Origin of the sequence: Streptomyces neyagawaensis (assembly GCF_023516595.1) — a bacterium.
Taxonomy (GTDB): domain Bacteria; phylum Actinomycetota; class Actinomycetes; order Streptomycetales; family Streptomycetaceae; genus Streptomyces; species Streptomyces neyagawaensis.
This window is the reverse complement of sequence record NZ_JAMGBG010000088.1, coordinates 1-17,214: the sequence shown is the minus strand read 5'-3', so window position 1 is coordinate 17,214 and position 17,214 is coordinate 1. Positions and strand designations below refer to the sequence as shown.

General features: G+C 73.8%; 8 protein-coding genes and 2 pseudogenes. 3 read left to right on the top strand and 7 right to left on the bottom strand.

The annotated features are described in order from the left end of the window. Positions 1–131: pseudogene (locus tag M8J73_RS30675) on the top strand (IS110 family transposase); the annotation flags it as partial. A 9-nt stretch (positions 132–140) separates the two neighbouring features. Here M8J73_RS30675 and M8J73_RS30670 read toward each other — a convergent pair. The 7 genes and pseudogenes from M8J73_RS30670 to M8J73_RS30640 form a co-directional block, all read right to left on the bottom strand. Beyond that, positions 141–542, bottom strand: a pseudogene (locus tag M8J73_RS30670) (hypothetical protein); the annotation flags it as partial. Between the two features lie 66 nt (positions 543–608). Beyond that, complete coding sequence (locus tag M8J73_RS30665; RefSeq protein WP_055539777.1) at positions 609–2,825, bottom strand: bifunctional glycosyltransferase/CDP-glycerol:glycerophosphate glycerophosphotransferase; 2,217 nt, start codon at positions 2,823–2,825, stop codon at positions 609–611. A gap of 258 nt (positions 2,826–3,083) precedes the next feature. Continuing rightward, positions 3,084–5,363 carry a bifunctional glycosyltransferase/CDP-glycerol:glycerophosphate glycerophosphotransferase gene (locus M8J73_RS30660; protein ID WP_055539775.1) on the bottom strand — a complete coding sequence of 760 codons (2,280 nt, stop codon included), beginning with the start codon at positions 5,361–5,363 and terminating at the stop codon, positions 3,084–3,086. Positions 5,364–5,676: 313 nt separating this feature from the next. Further along, positions 5,677–6,600: a carbohydrate ABC transporter permease gene (locus tag M8J73_RS30655; protein WP_249829324.1), complete on the bottom strand. Its 924-nt coding sequence runs from the start codon at positions 6,598–6,600 to the stop codon at positions 5,677–5,679. After that, entirely contained in the window at positions 6,597–7,952 is a 1,356-nt protein-coding gene (locus M8J73_RS30650) for a carbohydrate ABC transporter permease (protein ID WP_240500960.1), read from the bottom strand. The genes M8J73_RS30655 and M8J73_RS30650 overlap by 4 nt, the downstream gene beginning before the upstream one ends. Positions 7,953–7,960: 8 nt before the next feature. Further along, positions 7,961–9,442: an ABC transporter substrate-binding protein gene (locus M8J73_RS30645; RefSeq protein WP_249829323.1), complete on the bottom strand. Its 1,482-nt coding sequence runs from the start codon at positions 9,440–9,442 to the stop codon at positions 7,961–7,963. A 385-nt stretch (positions 9,443–9,827) separates the two neighbouring features. Then, positions 9,828–14,027 carry an FHA domain-containing protein gene (locus M8J73_RS30640; RefSeq protein ID WP_249829322.1) on the bottom strand — a complete coding sequence of 1,400 codons (4,200 nt, stop codon included), beginning with the start codon at positions 14,025–14,027 and terminating at the stop codon, positions 9,828–9,830. A gap of 473 nt (positions 14,028–14,500) precedes the next feature. On the opposite strand from M8J73_RS30640, the gene M8J73_RS30635 reads away from it, so the two are divergent. Further along, positions 14,501–16,249, top strand: a complete 1,749-nt coding sequence (locus M8J73_RS30635; RefSeq protein WP_206187982.1) for a serine/threonine-protein kinase — start codon at positions 14,501–14,503, stop codon at positions 16,247–16,249. Positions 16,250–16,412: 163 nt separating this feature from the next. After that, positions 16,413–17,214 (top strand): serine/threonine-protein kinase (locus tag M8J73_RS30630; protein ID WP_249829321.1); only part of this gene is annotated, 802 nt, incomplete at its 3' end.

The following is a 17,214-nucleotide window of genomic DNA, read 5'->3' as shown; positions in this document are numbered from 1 at the left end:
GCCGGGCCCGCGGAAAGACCCACACCCAGGCCCTCCTCCGCCTCGCCCGGCAGCGCATCAGCGTCCTGTTCGCCATGCTCCGCGACGGCACCTTCTACGAATCACGGCTCCCCGAAGCAGCCACCGCATGACCAGCCGGGCCTTGACGAAGGACATAGAGGCACCCCCCACGCCCCCGCCGCCAACGCCGCCGGCGTCAGGGCCAGCAGCCCCTCCGTCATGGGACGCATGGCGGTCGCCCCGCACGGCAGCACGTAGGAGAGCGCCTGACCGGTGAGGGCCACCGGGACCGGGGCGCGCACCGCGCGCAGCACCAGGAAGGCGAGGACGCCCCCGGCCGCCGCGATCAGCACGCTCGCCAGCCACACCCCTCACGTCACCCCGAACACCGTCACGAACGCCATCAGCGGCACCGGATAGCCGGGGCGCACCTCGAAGATCCGCAGGAACCGCGCCGAGGTGAACGGCGCGATCGGACCGCCCGTCTGCCCGGCCGCCGGCCGCTGGTCCACCTTCCGCCACAGCTCCCGGCGGCACCCCTCGGCAGCCCACCCACGTACGCGCCCTCATCGTGAACGCGCGCCCCCCGACCGTGAACGCGCGCTCCCTCATGACGAGACGAGGGACGAGGCGCGGTGAGCGCTCGGGGCGGGCACCGTCGCCACGGCCTCCCCCAGCATCAGCGTCCGCACCACCCGCTCGGCGGCCTTCCCGTCGTCGAACTCGCAGTACCGCTCCCGGAACGCCGCCCGCAGCCGCGCCGACTCCGCGTCCCGCCACTGCCCCGAGTCGAACAGCCAGGCAAGCTCACGGTACGAACGGGACACATGGCCGGGGCCCCCGGCCGTGATGTCGAGGTACGCGCCCCGGCTCGCCGTGAACGCCCCCCAGTCGTCCGCGTGGATCACGATCGGCCGGTCCAGGTTGGCGTAGTCGAACATCAGGGCCGAGTAGTCCGTGACCAGGGCGTCGGAGGCGAGCATCACCTCCTCGACGTGCGGCTCGTCCGTCGCGTCCACCAGCACGCCCCGCCGGTGCAGCTCCGCGAGCCCGAACCCGCGCGCCGGCCCGTCCGCGAGCGACGGATGCAACCGCACGACGAGGGTGTGGCGCTCGCCCAGGCTCCGGCGCAGATCCTCCGCGAACCGGGCCAGGTCGAAACGCTCGACGTGCCCGCCCCGCCGGTAGTCGCGCGGCGAGGGCGCGTAGAGCACGACCGTGTGGTCCGCCGGGATGCCGAGCCGCTCCCGGACCGCCGCGCCGCTGTCCGGCCCCGCGTTCACCAGCACGTCGTTGCGCGGGCTGCCGGTGCGCAGCGACACGAACCCGCACGGGTATGCCCTGCTCCACACCAGCTCCGAGTGCCGGTTGGCGGCCAGGCTGTAGTCCCAGCGGTCGGCGCGGCGCAGCATCCGCGGCACATCCACCCCGAGCCGTGCCCCCGGCTTGTGCAGCAGATCGGCGGCCATGAACTTCAGGGGCGTGCCCTGATGGGTGTGGATGTACACACTGCCCGGCCTCCTGCGCGGGGTGGACGGCCAGTTCACGTTGTTGACGAAGAACGCGGCCCGCGCGGCCAGCCGCAGGAACTCGGGCGAGCCCGGCGTCACGTACTCGACGTCCACCGGCAGCTTCCCCACCAGCTCGGGCCGCACCACCCACACGCCCCGGATGTGCGGGGCCAGTTCACGCGCCGCCCGGTAGACCGCCGCCGGGTCACCGAGCATGCCCCGGTGCGAGAACGCCGAGTACAGCGCGAGCCGCGGGTCCAGCGGCAGTCGCTCGTGCACCAGCGACCGGCTCCGCCGGATCCGCTCGGCACCCGCCGCCCGCACCCGCTCGCCGCGCGCGGTCAACGCCGTACGGAGCCGGGCCGCCTGCCGCCGGACCCGGCAGGCCGCCCAACTGCCCTCCAGGACCCGGAACTCGGGCGCCACCGGCACCTCGTCCGGCGTGCGGTACTTCTGGTACAGCCCCGCCGTCCGCCGGAAGAACTCGCCCTTGTCCCGCGCCGGCACCCGGTCCGGCTTGGCGAGGATGTCCAGGCAGTGCTCCGCCATCTTGTGCCGCAGGAACGGCCGCCAACGCGCCAGCTCGGGCCGCGCGTCGAGGAACGTGAAGACCCGCTCGTACTGGTCGTGCACATCGAAGTGCCTGCGGCTCGTGGTGGACAGGATGTTGCCCTGCCGCCGCTGCCGGTACGCCACGCAGATCCGGTCCAGGGTCGCGATCCGCCGGGCGCTCAGCAGCACCGGGAACGTCCACGGCGTGTCCTCGTAGTAGCCCGGCGGGAACCGGAAGCCGTGCGCCTCCACGAACTCCCGCCGGTACGCCTTGTTCCACACCACCATCAGCAGTTCGAGGATCTCCGGGTGCTCGGCCACCGTGAACGTGCCGGCCCCCACGTCCTTCAGCACATGCGCGAGGGAGTTGCGGCGCGTGCCGCCCCACCAGTACGTGCGGGCGTAGTCGAAGACCAGCACATCCGGGTCGCCCGCCTCGCCCAGCCGGTCGGCCAGCGCGCGCAGGGCACCCGGGGTGAAGGTGTCGTCGCTGTCGAGGAAGAGGACGAAGTCCCCGGTGGCGTACGGCAGGCCCGCGTTGCGGGCGCGCCCGAGGCCCACGTTCGCCGGCAGACGCAGCACCCGCACGCGCGGGTCGCGGGCGGCGTACGCGTCGAGGATGTCGCCGCTGCCGTCCGGCGAGCAGTCGTCGACGGCGATGACCTCCAGGTCCCGGTACGACTGCTCCAGCACCGAGTCGAGGCACTCGCGCAGGAAGCCCCGGACCTTGAACACGGGGACGATGACGCTGAAGCGGGGCATTCTGTCCTTTCGGGGTCGGGGGGCGCCCAGGGGGTGGGGCCGGGGGTGCGTGGGCGGGTGCGGGTGGGTGGGGGCCGTTCGCGCAGTTCCCCGCGCCCCTGAAAAGCGCTCGGGGCTGCGCCCCGTGCTTTTCAGGAAGAAGGGCGGGTCGCAGGCCCAGCTCTCCAGGGGCGCGGGGCGGTGACACATGCGGCTCCGCCGCGTGGGCGCGAGAAACCCCCACCCACCCGCACTCGCCGACGAACCCCGACGTGACCCCTACGTGCGCAATGCGTCGTCCGCGCCCGAGCGGGACTGGCCCGGTACGGACGCCAGGGGCGACGCGTCGCGGCCGGCCGTCGCCGACGGCGCGGGCCGGCGTTCGTCGAGCGGCACGATCGGCGGGACCTCCGCCTCCCCGAGCACGACCCGGCGTACCACCCGCTCCGCCGCCCTCCCGTCGTCGAACTGGCAGAACCGCTCCCGGAACGCCGTCCGCAGCTGCGCCGACCGCGACCCCCGCCAGTGCCCCGTCGCGAAGATGTCGATCAGCTCGTCCTCGCTGCGCGCCACCGCGCCCGGCGGGAACGACCGCAGGTCGAAGTACGTCCCCCGCGCCGCCTCGTACGCCTCCCAGTCCTCCGCGTGGATCACGATCGGCCGGTCGAGATTGGCGTAGTCGAACATCACGGACGAGTAGTCCGTGACGAGCGCGTCGGACGCCAGGCACAGGCCTTCGACGCTGGGATACCCGGTGACGTCCAGCAGCCGCCCGTGCGCGAGGTCCGTCAGGGGCGCGTCGTACGCGTGGTGTGCGCGGGCGAGGACCACGAAGCGCGGCCCGAGCTTGCGCAGCACCCGCTCCAGGTCCAGGTGGGCGCGCTGCGAGTGGCGGTAGTCGCGGTGCGTGGGGGCGTACAGCACGGCGACCGCGCCCTCCGGGATCCCGAGGTGCTCGCGGATCCGCGCCACATCCGCGGAGGTGGCCCGCAGCAGCACGTCGTTGCGCGGCGCACCGTACTCGAGGGTCGTGTACGGGGACGGGTGGACCCGCTCCCAGACGAGGGTGGAGTGGCGGTTGCCGGACAGGACGTAGTCCCACTCGTCGCTGCCCCGCAGCGCCGCCTCGAAGTCCGTGCCGCGCGCGGCCGCCGGACGGTCCTGGAGGTCGAGGCCCATGTGCTTGAGCGGTGTGCCGTGCCGGGTCTGCACCAGCACCTGCCCGTCCCGCTTGACCAGCCGCCGGTCGAAGTCGACGTTGCTGACGAGGTACGTGGAGCGGGCCAGCGCCGTCCAGTACGCCATCGAGCCGGGCCGTACCCGCCGGGTCGCCACCGGCAGGGTGTGGTGGTGCTCCGGCCGGGCCACCCATGAGGTGCGCATGCCCGGCACGAACGTGCGGAACGCGTTCTCCAGCGCCGCCGGGTTGCACACATAGCCGCGGCCGTCGTACGCGGCGAACACGGCCCGGTCGGCCCGCAGCGGCAGCAGCCGCTGGAGGCGGTAGTGCAGGCGGAGCCCGCCGCCCCGGACCAGCCGGCCCAGGCCCCGCGCCAGCCCGGCCGCGCCCCGGCCCGCGCGGGCCGGGGCCCCCAGCGCGCCGTACAGACGGGGGCTGCCCAGCCGCAGCAGCAGGTGCCGGAGGCGGGCGCGGGCGCGCAGCGGGGCGCCCGGGGTGCGGTAGCGGGCGCAGTACGCGCGCACGGTGCGCAGGAACTCGGCGCGCGCGGCGCGCGGGAGCCGGTCACGCCGGGAGAACACCGCGGTGAGGTGGTCGACCATGCGGCGGAACAGCAACGGACGCCACACGGCCAGTTCCGGCCGCTCGGCGACGTACGCGAACAGCCGGTCGTACTGCTCGAACACGTCGAAGTGCGCGCGGGTGGTCCGGTCGAGGAGACCGCCGTGGCGGCGCCTGCGGACATGGACGCACACCCGGTCGAGCGTGGCGACGGACTCGGCGGCCATCAGCACCTGGTACGTCCACACGGTGTCCTCGTGGATCCCGGGCGGGAAGCGGAAGCCGTGGTCCTCCACGAACTCCCGCCGGTACGCCTTGTTCCACGCGGCCGGGCGGACGTTCAGCAGACCGGGGCGGTCGTCGAGGCGGAACGGTGCCGAGCCCGCCTCGGTGAGCCGGCGGTCGTGCTCGGCGCGGACGGGCAGCCCCGCCCAGGTCGTGCCGGTGAAGTCATGGACGAGGACGTCCGGTTCACCGGTCTCCTTGACGCGGTCGGCGATCGACTGGAGCGCGTCCGGTGCGAGCGTGTCGTCGCCGTCGAGGAAGAGGAGGTAGTCGCCCCTGGCGAGCTCCATCCCCTTGTTGCGGGCGGCACCCGGCCCGGCGTTCTCCCGTAGCCGTACGGGGCGTCGGACGCGGGGGTCACGGGCCGCGACCTCATCGGCGATCGCCCCGCAGCCGTCGGGGGAGGCGTCGTCGACGACGATCAGTTCGAGGTCGGTGAAGGACTGGGACAGCACGGAATCCAGGCATTCGTGCAGGTACGCCTGAACCTTGTACGCGGGGACGATGACACTGAACCTGGGCAAGGGGGACATCCATGGGTCGGCGCGGCATACTGCCCGGAAACGGCCGATGGGATGATTTGGTTACGGTGCATGTTCCATACGGGGGAATCTGCGTGGGTGGGGGGCGCGTCGATGCGTTTCCGGGCGCGGGTGGTGCGGTGGTTGCTCGCGCAGTTCGCCGCGCCCCTGAAGGCTTGGGCCTGCGGCCCAGCCTTCGTCCTGAAAAGCACGGGGCGCAGCCCCGGCCGCTTTTCAGGGGCGCGGGGAACTGCGCGACCAGCCACAACGCACCCGCACCCGCCGACGCACCCTCCCGGCCCACGAAGCGGAGCGTGCCGGCCTCTTACTTCACCGCCCCCGCCATCACCCCCGACACGAACTGCTTCTGGAACGCGAAGAACACGGCCAGCGGGATCACCATCGAGATGAACGCGCCCGGCGCGAGCACCTCGATGTTGCTGCCGAACTGCCGTACCTGCTGCTGGAGTGCCACCGTCAGGGGCTGGGAGCCGGAGCTGGAGAAGACCAGCGCGACCAGCATGTCGTTCCACACCCACAGGAACTGGAAGATCCCGAGGGACGCGAGCGCCGGTGCGGCCAGCGGCAGCACCACCGTCGCGAACAGCCGTATCTCGCCCGCCCCGTCCAGCCGCGCCGCCTCCAGCAGTTCGCGCGGGATCTCCGCGAAGAAGTTCCGCAGCAGGAAGATCGCGAACGGCAGTCCGAAGCCCACGTGGAACAGGACGACACCGATGATGTCGCCGAAGATCCCGAGGTCCCGGAAGAGCCCGGACAGTGGGATCAGCGCCACCTGCACCGGCACCACCAGCAGCCCCACCACGACCATGAACCACCAGTCCCGGCCCTTGAAGTCCATCCAGGCGAAGGCGTATCCGGCCATCGCGCCGATCAGGACGACGAGCAGTGTCGCCGGGACCGTGATCCAGACCGTGTTGAACAGCGCGTCGGTGATCCCGTCGTTCTCCAGGAGCGACTCGTAACTCTTCGTGGTGAGTTGGGCGGGCGCCGAGAACACCTTCCACCAGCCCGACTCGGCGATGTCGGTCGGGTCGCGGAACGACGACACCAGCAGACCGAACGTCGGCACCAGCCAGAACAGCGCCACCAGCAGCAGGAAGATCCGCAGCGCGCCCCCCGCCGCACCGCTCGCCACCCGCGCGGCGAGCGAGCGCCCGGCACGTGCGGGGTTCTCGGGCGCGGGGTTCTTCGGAGCCGGCGCCGGGGCCGGGGTTTCGAGGGCGGTCACCGCTGGCGCTCCTTCCGCAGTCGCCGGATGTTGACCCACATCACCGGCAGCACGAGCAGCAGCAGCACCACACCGATCGCGCTGCCCAGCCCGAAGTCGCCCCCGCCGCCGTACGACGCCAAGTAGAGCTGCAGGGCGAGGACGTTGGCCTCGTCCTGGGTCGGCTGCGGCGCGATGATGTAGACGAGGTCGAAGATCTTCATCACGTTGATCATCAGCGTGACGAGGACGACGACCAGGACCGGCGCGAGCAGCGGCACCGTGATCCGGCGGAACACCTGCCACTCGTTCGCCCCGTCCACCCGCGCCGCCTCCAGCAGGTTCCGGTCGACACCGGCCAGCCCGGCCGCGATCAGCACCATCGCGAACCCGGCCCACATCCAGACGTACGAGCCGATGACGGCCGGTGTCACCAGGGTCGGGCCGAGCCAGTCGATGCCGTTGTACGGCGCCGCGAAGTTCGAGCCCGGCAGCCGCAGTCGGGACCCGTCGGCCGACTCCGGCAGACGGAACGTGCCGTCGGTGCCGCTGGTCGCGGTGGCGACGACCTTCCCGTCCTTCACCGCCTCCACCTTGACGCCCTCCAGCGCCTTCTCGCCCCGGTCGACGGCGCCCTTCTCACCGCCGCCGCCGAGCCGGAAGTCCAGCCAGACGGTCCCGGTGACACCGTTCCCGGTGGGTGCCTTCGCGTCCTCGGGGTCGCCCGGCAGCCGGTTCGGGGCGATACCGACGAGCGGCAGCAGCGCCGGGGTGCCCGCGCGGACGGCGCCCTCCGTGGTGAACGACCCGCCGCCGGACGGCCGCAGATCGCTGACCTGGGTGTTGGGGCGCGCCTTCGGATACACGGACTCGTCGGCGAACACGTCGTGCACGGACGTCACGACCGCGTTCGCGACCCCCTGGTCCGGGTCCTGCTCGTACACCAGTCGGAAGATGATGCCCGCGGCCAGCATCGAGATCGCCATCGGCATGAAGACGATCAGCTTGAACGCCGTTCCCCAGCGCACCCGTTCCGTCAGCACCGCGAAGATCAGACCGAGCGCGGTGACCAGGGCCGGGGCCACCGCCACCCAGATCGCGGTGTTGCGGACGGCGACGAGGGTGGCGTCGTCGGTGAAGATCTCCGCGTAGTTGTCGAGGCCGACGAAGCCCGAGCCGCTCGCGTCGAACAGGCTCCGCCAGACCGAGTACCCGATCGGGTAGACCACGAGCGCGCCGAGCAGCACCAGCGCGGGCAGCAGGAACAGCACCGCCACCCACAGCCGGGTGCCCGTCACGCTCTTGCGCGGTGCGGCGGGGGGTGTCGGCAGCGCGCCGGCACCCTCCGCCGTCTTCGCCACGGCGGACGACATGACGGGCGTCAGCCGTTCCCGTAGGCCTTGGCCGCGTCCTTCTCCAGCTTCTTCTGGGCGCCGACCACGTCGTCGGGGCTCTTCAGGAAGTCCTGGAGGTCCTTCCACTCGCCGACGCCCTGGGTGCCGCCGAACGCCGCGGGCGCCTGGTCGGACATGTCGAAGCGGAAGTCGTCGCCCGCCGCGAGCAACGCCTTGGCGATCTCCCGGGTGACGTCGTCCTTGTAACTTCCCTGGTCCATCTCCTTGTTGGGGGAGAGGAAGCCGCCCTGCGCCGCCCAGATCTCCGCCGCGTCGGTCGAGGCGAGGAAGGTGAGCAGCGCCTGCGCGCCCTTGCCGTCCTTCAGCGCCACCGCCGCGTCGCCGCCGGTGACCACCGGGGAGGCGTCGCCGACCGCCGGGAACGGGAAGACCTTGGCGTCCGAGCCGATCTTCGCGTCGGTGTCGCCGTTGATGGTGACCGCCACGAAGTCGCCCTCGAAGACCATGCCGGCCGGGGTGTCACCGCTGAACGTCTGCGTGATCGACTTCGGGTACTCCGTCTGGAGGGCGCCGGACGCCCCGCCCGCGATCAGCTCGTCCTTGCCCCACAGCTCGGCGAGGGTGGTGAGGGCCTCCTTGACGGAGGGGTCCGTCCACTTGATCTCGTGCTTGGCCAACTGGTCGTACTTCTCGGGGCCGGCCTGCGAGAGATAGACGTTCTCGAACCAGTCGGTGAGCGTCCAGCCGTCGGCGCCGCCGATGGAGACGGCCGGGGAGCCCGCGTCGGACAGTGTCTGCGCCGTCTGGAGGAACTCGTCCCAGGTCTTGGGCTCCTCGGTGACGCCGGCCGCCTCGAAGGCCGCGCTGTTGTACCAGATGAGGGACTTGTTGGCGGCCTTCGCGTACACGCCGTACTGCTTGCCCTTGTACGCGCCCAGGTCCTTCCAGCCGTCCGAGAAGTTCTTGTCGAGCTGGGCCAGGGCCTCGCTGCCGAGCGGTTTGATCCAGCCCTTCTCGGCGAACTGGTGCAGTACGCCGACCTGCGGCAGGAACGCCACGTCCGGTGGCTTGCCGCCCTCGATCTTCGTACCGAGGAAGGTGGAGGTGTTGTTGCCGGTCGGTACGAAGCTCACCGTGGCGCCGGTGCGTTTCTCGAACTCGTCCAGCACCTTCTGGAAGTTGTCCAGCTCCGGGCCGGTGAAGACGGCCGCGACCTCCAGCTTCTGGCCTTCGAGCTTGGGGAGTTGGACGGTGGGCTTGCCGCCGTCGCCGCCGGTCCCCTTGTCGCCGTCGTCACCGCCGTCGTCCCCGCCGCAGGCGGAGAGGGAGACGGCGAGGAGGGCCGCGGCGAGGGCGGCGAGAGCTCTGGTCGTGGACCTGGACCTGGACCTGGACCTGGAACTGGACCTGGACCTGGAACTGGAACTGGAACTGGAACTGGAACTGGACTTGGACCTGGGTGCGGCTAAGGCATCGTGCTTGGTCCTCGTGTTGCGTGTACGAAGCATGCTGCGCATCACTGACCCCGTTCTCCGTGCGTCGTCGAACGTAGAAGCGCTGTCCCGTGCGCTCTGGTCTACGCCGCGCGCCAGGGGGCGGCAAGAGCGCCTGCCCCCTCAACTCCCTGATCGTGACCGCGTCGTGACCATGGGTAGGAAACGGAGGGGTGGGGCGCCTGATCGCCGTGGGGGTGGCTGGGTGAGTGGCGGGCGCGGGTGGTGCCGTGGTTGCCCGCGCAGTTCCCTGCGCCCACTGGGGCGCGTCCCTTGGCTGCGAAGGAAGCACTTCCCAGCTGCGGGCAGTCGTGCCGCGGGGCGGCACGGGTGGGCGGGGCGGCACCTCGGGGGCGCAGGGCCGAGCGGTCCGACCCCGCCCCGCCCTGTCACCCGAGGACTACAGCAGGGACGGAACCTCCGTCGCCGAGACCTCTTTCGCCGCGCGGTCGAGTGCGCTGGCGAGGAGGGCCAGGTCCGTGGGGCCGTTGCCCAGTTCACGGACGGGGCGGCGGGTCGGTGGGTCGCCCATGCGGGCCCAGTCGACCGGGACGACGGTGGGCCGCAGGGTGGCCGTGCGGGGGATGCGTCCCGTCACCCGGCCCGCCTGGAACGGGGTGGGGGTCGTACGCCCCCGCGTGACCAACTCGCCCCGGCCGGGTGACGGTTCGTCCGGCCCCGGCAGCGGCGTGCTGAGGACGATCCGGGCCCCGGCCGCCCGACCCAGCTCGCTCTCGCCGACCCGGCCCCCCGCACCGGCGGCCACAAGATGCACACCGAGCCGCTCGCCCTCCCGGGCCACGGCCTCCAAGGCCCGTACGACCGACCCGGCGGCCGGCCGGCCCGTGGAACCCAGCGGCGGCGACAGCAGCGCGTCGAGGTCGTCGACGATCACGACGAGCCGCGGCAGTTCGGTGCCCCTTCCGCCCGGCTGCCCGTCCTGCTCGGCGGCCCTGCGCCCCGTGCCCGGCCGCAGCCGCAGCGTGGAACTGGACGACGAGTCGAGATCGGCGGCACCCCCGGCGGCCGACACCCGATCGGCGAGGCCACCCCCTCCGGCCGGGCCACCCCCTCCGGCCGGGCTGCCGCCACCGGTCGCGCCACCACCTGCCATGCCACCACCGGTCACGCCACCACCGGTGGTCCCGGCTCCCGTCGGCACGCGGCCGGGTGACCCCGTGCCGTCCGGGCCGCCGTCCGCCGTCCCGGCGGTAGCCGGAGAACCGGGCGTGCCCGGCGCGGTCCGGGAGACCGATCTCGCCGAACGCTGGGGGACGATCCGGCCCGACACCTCACGCCGGGTGTGCCACTCCGCGAAGCCGAGCCCGCCCAGCAGCTCCGACCGCCGTTTCAGCTCGGCGCTCAGCGACTGCGCGAACTCCCGCATCCGGACCGGGTCGTTGGCCATGAGATGCGTGCCCACGTGCGGCAGGTCCGTACAGACGCCCAGTCCCTCCCCGCTGCGCCCGGCCGCCCCGCCGGGATCGGTGCCGCCGCTCCCGTCCCGCCCGTCCACCAGGGCGATGCCCAGCCGGTCGGGCCGCTCGGCGGCGGCGAGGGACGCGGCGACGGACCGCAGCAACTCCGTACGCCCGCTGCCCACGGGCCCCTCGATCAGCAGATGCGGGCCCTCGGCCACGAGGTCCACGGACACCGGCCCGCGCGGTCCCGCGCCGAGCACGGCCCAGGCCCGGCCGCCGAGCGCCGTCGTGTCGTCGGCGGCGTCCGCCCAACGGGCCATCAGCGACGCCGGGGTGGCCCGCGCCAGCCCCAACTCGTCCAGCAGCCGCGCCGACTGCGGCAGCGGCGCCGACACGCGCGTCTGCCGGTCCCCGGCCGGACCGTCCGTGCGCAGGGGTGCCAGCGCCCGCGCGAACCGCTCCGCCCACGCCGCGGACACCGCGTCCAGCGTGGCCACCGTGCCGTGGTTGAGCAGTCCCGGCGGGTTCGGGTCGGGTGAGGGCCGGTCGGTGTGGCCGCCGGGGCGCCCGCGCTCGTCCGCGACGGACCCGACCGCCCCCACGGCCCCCGTGAGGTCGATGTGCGGGTGCGTACGGCCCATGGAACCGGAGTCCGCCCCGCCGGTACGGCCGGAGTGTTCGGGGCGGGCCGGACGGCCGGGCTGGCCCGGATCACCGGGGCGGTCGGAACGGGAACCGCTCGGCACGGCCTCGGAGCCGACCCGCCGCCCGTCCCCGCGCGCGTGCTCCACCGGGTCGTGGCGCTCGGCCCCACCCGGCTCGGCCCCACCCCGCACGGATCCGCCCCGCGCCGACGTCGACGCGGACGCCGGGGCCTGAGCCGCGACGCCGCCGGTGGGGGCGCTCGCGGCGGTCTGCCCCGGCGCGACACGCAGCAGCCGCAGCGCCGTGGCGACGTCCCCGCTCAGCAGGGCGACGGCCCCGCACGCGCGGAACGCGGGCGAGATCGCGCAGGCCGCCCCGTACGTCTCCGTCACCGGCGACGCGGGCGACGCGGCCTCCACCTCGGCGAGGCACACCACATGGATCCCGGCGGCCGGCCCGTCCTGCGCCAGCCGCACCACGGCCTCCCGCACATCCGCACCGCCGGGGTCCCCGTCGACGACCACCACCGTGTACGGCCCCGGGAAGCCGTCTGCCGCCCGGTCGTCCTTGGCCCACGAGGGCCGCCGGGCGGGGCGTCCGCCGGGCATGTCGTCGGCGCCGGGGCCCGCGGGGTCCGCCGTGCCCGGCTTGCCCGCCGTGTCCGCCGCGTGGTCCTCGAGGCGGCGCAGCAGCTCGTCCAGCCGGGCCGTGGCCTGTTCGCGGTCGTAGGCGAGGAGGAGACGGCAGTCCTGGCCGTGGGCGGGGCGCAGGTGGGGGAGCCAGCCGAGCCAGGACCAGTCGGCGGTGCGCTCCTTGGCGGGGCGGGAACGGTCGGCGCTGATCAGGGTCAGTTCGAGGGTGTCGGGGGAGTGCAGCGCGGCGAGCTGGGCCACGACGGCACGGGCCAGGCCCATCAGACGCGGGCGCGGCCCGGCCAGTCCCAGCGCGCCGACCTCGCGCAGCCCGGTGGTCACGGGCACCGCCGGAAGCAGCCCCGAGCCGTCCGGCGTGGCCCGGTCGGCCGTGCCCAGCCGCACCGACAGCGCCTCCGGGTGGCCCGGCCCCCGCTCCCACAGCCGGGGCCCGGGGCCCAGCGCGGTCAGCAGCAGCGCGGCGGGGTCCGGCCAGGTCTCCGGCAGCCGCGCGCCCCCGGCGGGGAGCAGGGACGCCAGGGCGCCGCGCTCGTCCTCGTCGTACTCCGTGTCGTACTCGTACGGGTCGTGCTCCGCCCCCGTCTGTCCGCGCCCCCCGGCCAGCCGGCGCGCCCAGGCCCCGAACCCGCCCCGCTTGCGCACCCCGCGCGGCACCTCGGTGCCCCGCAGGGGCGTGCCCTTGCGGGTGCCGGAACCGGCGGGCCCCAGGGTGTCGGCGCCCTCACCGAGGTCACCGGGTGCGCCGAACGCGCCGGGCGAGCTGGATCCGCCGTATGCACCGGCTCCGCCGGACGCACCGGACCCGTGGAGGTCGCCGGGTTCGCCGTACCCCCGCTGCGCCGGTAGGTCGACGGTGCCGCCCCCGCCGCCCGGACCCTCGTGACCGCCGGGCCGGTGCGACGCGCGCGAGTCCCCGGAACCGCCCCCGTGGGAGCCGTGCGAGCCGTGGTCGTGGGCACCGTCGGCGCCGCCGAAGCCCCCGGCCGCGCCCTCCTGCCCCGCACCCCGGCCGCCGGACACGGACCCGGGCCCGCCCGCGAACCCCGCCGCTCCCGCCGCCCGCTCGATCCCCGGTGCCCCGCCCTGCCCGGGCACCAGCCTCTGCTCCGTCCTCTGCCCCGTACGCCCCTGCCCGGCGGCCCGTGCCGACTCCCCGGCGCCGTCACCCCCGGAGGCGCCCCCGGGGCCCGTGCCGCCCTCGGCCGCCACGGTCACCCGGACGTGGCCCTCGCCGTCGGGTGTGGTCGCGACGCCGCGGGTGCCGGAGGAGGAGGCCAGGCGGAGGGCCGACTCGCCGATCCGCAGCAGCGCGCCCGGCGCGAGGCGGACGGGGCGGTCGCCGACGTGCTCGCCGTCGAGCGTGGTGCCGTTGGTGGAGCCGAGGTCGACGACGGTGACGCGGCCGTCGGAGGAGAGGGTGACCGCGCAGTGGAGGCGGGAGACGTCGGGGTCGTCCAAGGGGACGTCGGCGTCGGCGGAGCGGCCGATGTGGATCTTGCCGCCGTGCAGCAGATGGACACCGCCGGCGTCGGGCCCGGCCACGACATGCAGCTGGGCGGCGGCCTCGTCGACCTCGGGGCCCGGCTCGGAGGGGGCGCCGAGGGAGAGCACGGCACCGTCGATCAGGGGCGGCTCGCCGAGGGTGCAGCGCTGGACGTCGAGGCGCTCGGCGCCCGCGTACAGCACGACCTGGCCGCCCGCCTCCCGGCCGCGCTCCGGCTGCGCGGCGCCGCCGTCCCCGACCGCGGAGGCGAGGCCCGACGCCACGGCGGCGAGAGCCGTCCCCGCGGGCGCCGTGACCAGCACGTCGCAGGCCGTGGCGCGTCCTCGCGGCTCCGAGGTCGGTCCCAGCGGGTCTACGACGGTCAGCCGGATCTGCATCGCCGTCTGCGGTCCCTTCCGCGCGGGCACCCGCGACGACGAGGACGAGACTGCGCGGTCCCCACCGCAGACTTCCCCCACCGCTCACGGGCACGTCGGCCAGTACTGGAGGCATCCTCGCACCTGCGGCCGACAACACGCCCGCCGCCCGGCGCCAAGTGATCTTGATTGGTCGGCTCTGCCCCCAAAAGTGCCTGACCAGTGCCCGCCAATTGATCACTTGAGATCGGTCACGTCTGTCCCGCGCCCGATTTGGGCAACCGAGCGCCTGGGGAAGAGCGTCTTTCCATCGAACGTGCGGGGGAACCCGTACGTATCCGCGTACGCGGGACGGCAGGGAACACAGAGCAACCAGAGCAAGCCACAGCAGGCGCAGGACGACAGGACCCCTGGTCCCGGGGATGGCCGCACTACAGTGGGTCGGAACACCCGCGGGACAGGGTCGGGCAAGCAAGCAGCAGGGAGCGCATGACGTGCGGCCGGTAGGGAGCAAGTACCTCCTTGAGGAGCCGCTGGGACGCGGCGCCACAGGCACCGTCTGGCGCGCCCGCCAGCGGGAGACGGCGGGCGCCGAGGCGGCCGTGCCGGGCCACCCCGGGGAGACCGTGGCGATCAAGGTCCTCAAGGAGGAGCTCGCCGGCGACCCGGACATCGTGATGCGGTTCCTGCGGGAGCGCTCCGTCCTCCTCAGGCTCACCCACCCGAACATCGTCCGGGTGCGCGACCTCGTCGTCGAGGGCGACCTCCTGGCCCTCGTCATGGACCTGATCGACGGCCCGGACCTGCACCTCTACCTGCGCGAGAACGGCCCGTTCACGCCCGTCGCCGCCGCGCTGCTCACCGCGCAGATCGCCGACGCGCTCGCCGCCAGCCACACCGACGGAGTCGTCCACCGCGACCTGAAGCCCGCCAACGTGCTGCTCCAGCAGGACGCGGGCCAGATGCACCCGATGCTGACCGACTTCGGTATCGCCCGTCTCGCCGACTCCCCGGGCCTGACCCGGACCAGCGAGTTCGTCGGCACGCCCGCGTACGTCGCCCCCGAGTCCGCCGAGGGCCGCCCGCAGACCTCCGCCGTCGACATCTACGGCGCCGGCATCCTGCTCTACGAACTGGTCACCGGACGCCCGCCGTTCGCCGGCCAGAGCGCTCTCGAAGTGCTGCACCAGCACCTCAGTGCCGAACCGCGCCGTCCCTCCACCGTCCCCGACCCGCTGTGGACGGTCATCGAGCGCTGTCTGCGCAAGAACCCCGACGAACGGCCCAGCGCCGTCAACCTCGCCCGCGCGCTCCGCGTCGTCGCCGAGGGCGTCGGTGTGCACGCCAACTCCCTCCAGATCGCCGCCGCCGAGGGCGTCGGCCACCTCCTCCTCCCCGACCCGGCCCCCGCGCCGGTACCGGGTGGCGCCCCGGAGCCGTTCGGCTCGTCCGACGCGACTCAGGTGCTGCCGCACGGCGCCGGCTCGTACGACCCGAACGCGGCGACCAGCGTGCTCCCGCACACCTCGGGTCCCGGCAACCAGCCCGTGGGTGCGGCCGACCCCACCGCCGTCCTCCCGCAGACCGGTGGGGCCGACCCGACCGCCGTCATGCCGCCCGTGCCGCCGCACGACCCGGCAGGGCCGCGACCGGAGGAGCCGCACCCCTGGCAGAACCAGCTGCGCGCGGCTCGCGACCGCAACGAACAGACCCAGATCCAGTACCTCGACCCCGGCGAGGACCCGCTGCGCCGCCGCCCCCAGCGGCAGGCCCAGCGGCCGCAGCAGCCCCCGCAGCCGCAGCAGCCGCCGCGCGGGCAGCAGCGCCAGCAGCGCCGCCCTCAGCAGCCCGCCCCGGGCTACGGCCAGCCGCAGCAGCAGCACCAGCCGTACGCCCCCGCTCCGCAGCATCAGCAGCCGCAGCGGTACGCGCCCGCCCCGCAGCCGCAGCAGCCCGCGCCGCGCCCGCAGCGGGAGCCGAGGCCGCCGCGCGAGCCGCGTCAGCGCAGCGCCAACCCCATGCGGATCCCGGGGCTCGGCTGCCTCAAGGGCTGCCTCTTCATGATCGTCCTCCTCTTCGTCGGTGGCTGGCTGATCTGGGAGTTCACCCCACTCCAGGGGTGGATCGGCACGGGCAAGGGCTACTGGGAGCAGCTGACGGACTGGTTCGACACGGCGACCAAGTGGATCGGCGAGCTGGGCGACTCCGGCTCCGGTTCCGGAGGCTCCGGTTCCGGCCAGTGACGCCCGCCGCCGCTCGATGATCGACCACTGACCGGCCGAGCGTCGGCCGGTCACCAAGGTTGGGGATTTGTCGACATCTGAGGGGCGATTTCCGCCTCGGCGGTGAAGGTTGGCTCCTGGGGCGCGTAGCTTTGTCGCCAACACGCGGCCTGTAGGAGCAGTCTTGGGACGGAAGATCGGAAGCCGGTACACCGCGAACCAGATTCTGGGGCGGGGCAGCGCCGGCACGGTGTGGCTGGGTGAGGGACCCGAGGGCCCCGTCGCGATCAAGCTGCTGCGCGAGGACCTCTCGTCCGACCAGGAGCTCGTCAGCCGCTTCGTCCAGGAGCGCACGGCGCTGCTGGGTCTCGACCACCCGAACGTGGTGTCCGTGCGCGACCTCGTCGTCGACGGCAACGACCTCGCCCTCGTCATGGACCTCGTCCGGGGCACCGATCTGCGCACCCGGCTGGACCGGGAGCGCCGTATGGCCCCCGAGGCGGCCGTCGCCATAGTGGCCGACGTCGCCGACGGCCTCGCGGCGGCCCACGCGGCCGGGATCGTGCACCGCGACGTCAAGCCGGAGAACGTGCTGCTGGACATGCAGGGCCCCCTCGGCCCCGGCGGCTCCCACCCGGCGCTGCTGACCGACTTCGGCGTCGCGAAGCTGATCGACTCGCCGCGGCGCACCCGCGCCACGAAGATCATCGGAACGCCGGACTACCTCGCGCCCGAGATCGTCGAGGGCCTGCCGCCCAGGGCGGCCGTGGACATCTACGCCCTCGCGACGGTCCTGTACGAGCTGCTGGCGGGCTTCACCCCGTTCGGCGGGGGCCACCCCGGCGCGGTGCTGCGCCGCCATGTGACCGAGACGGTGGTCCCCCTGCCCGGCATCCCCGAGGAGCTGTGGCAGCTGCTCGTGCAGTGCCTGGCCAAGGCCCCGGCCTCACGGCTGCGGGCGTCGGAGCTGGCGGCACGGCTGCGGG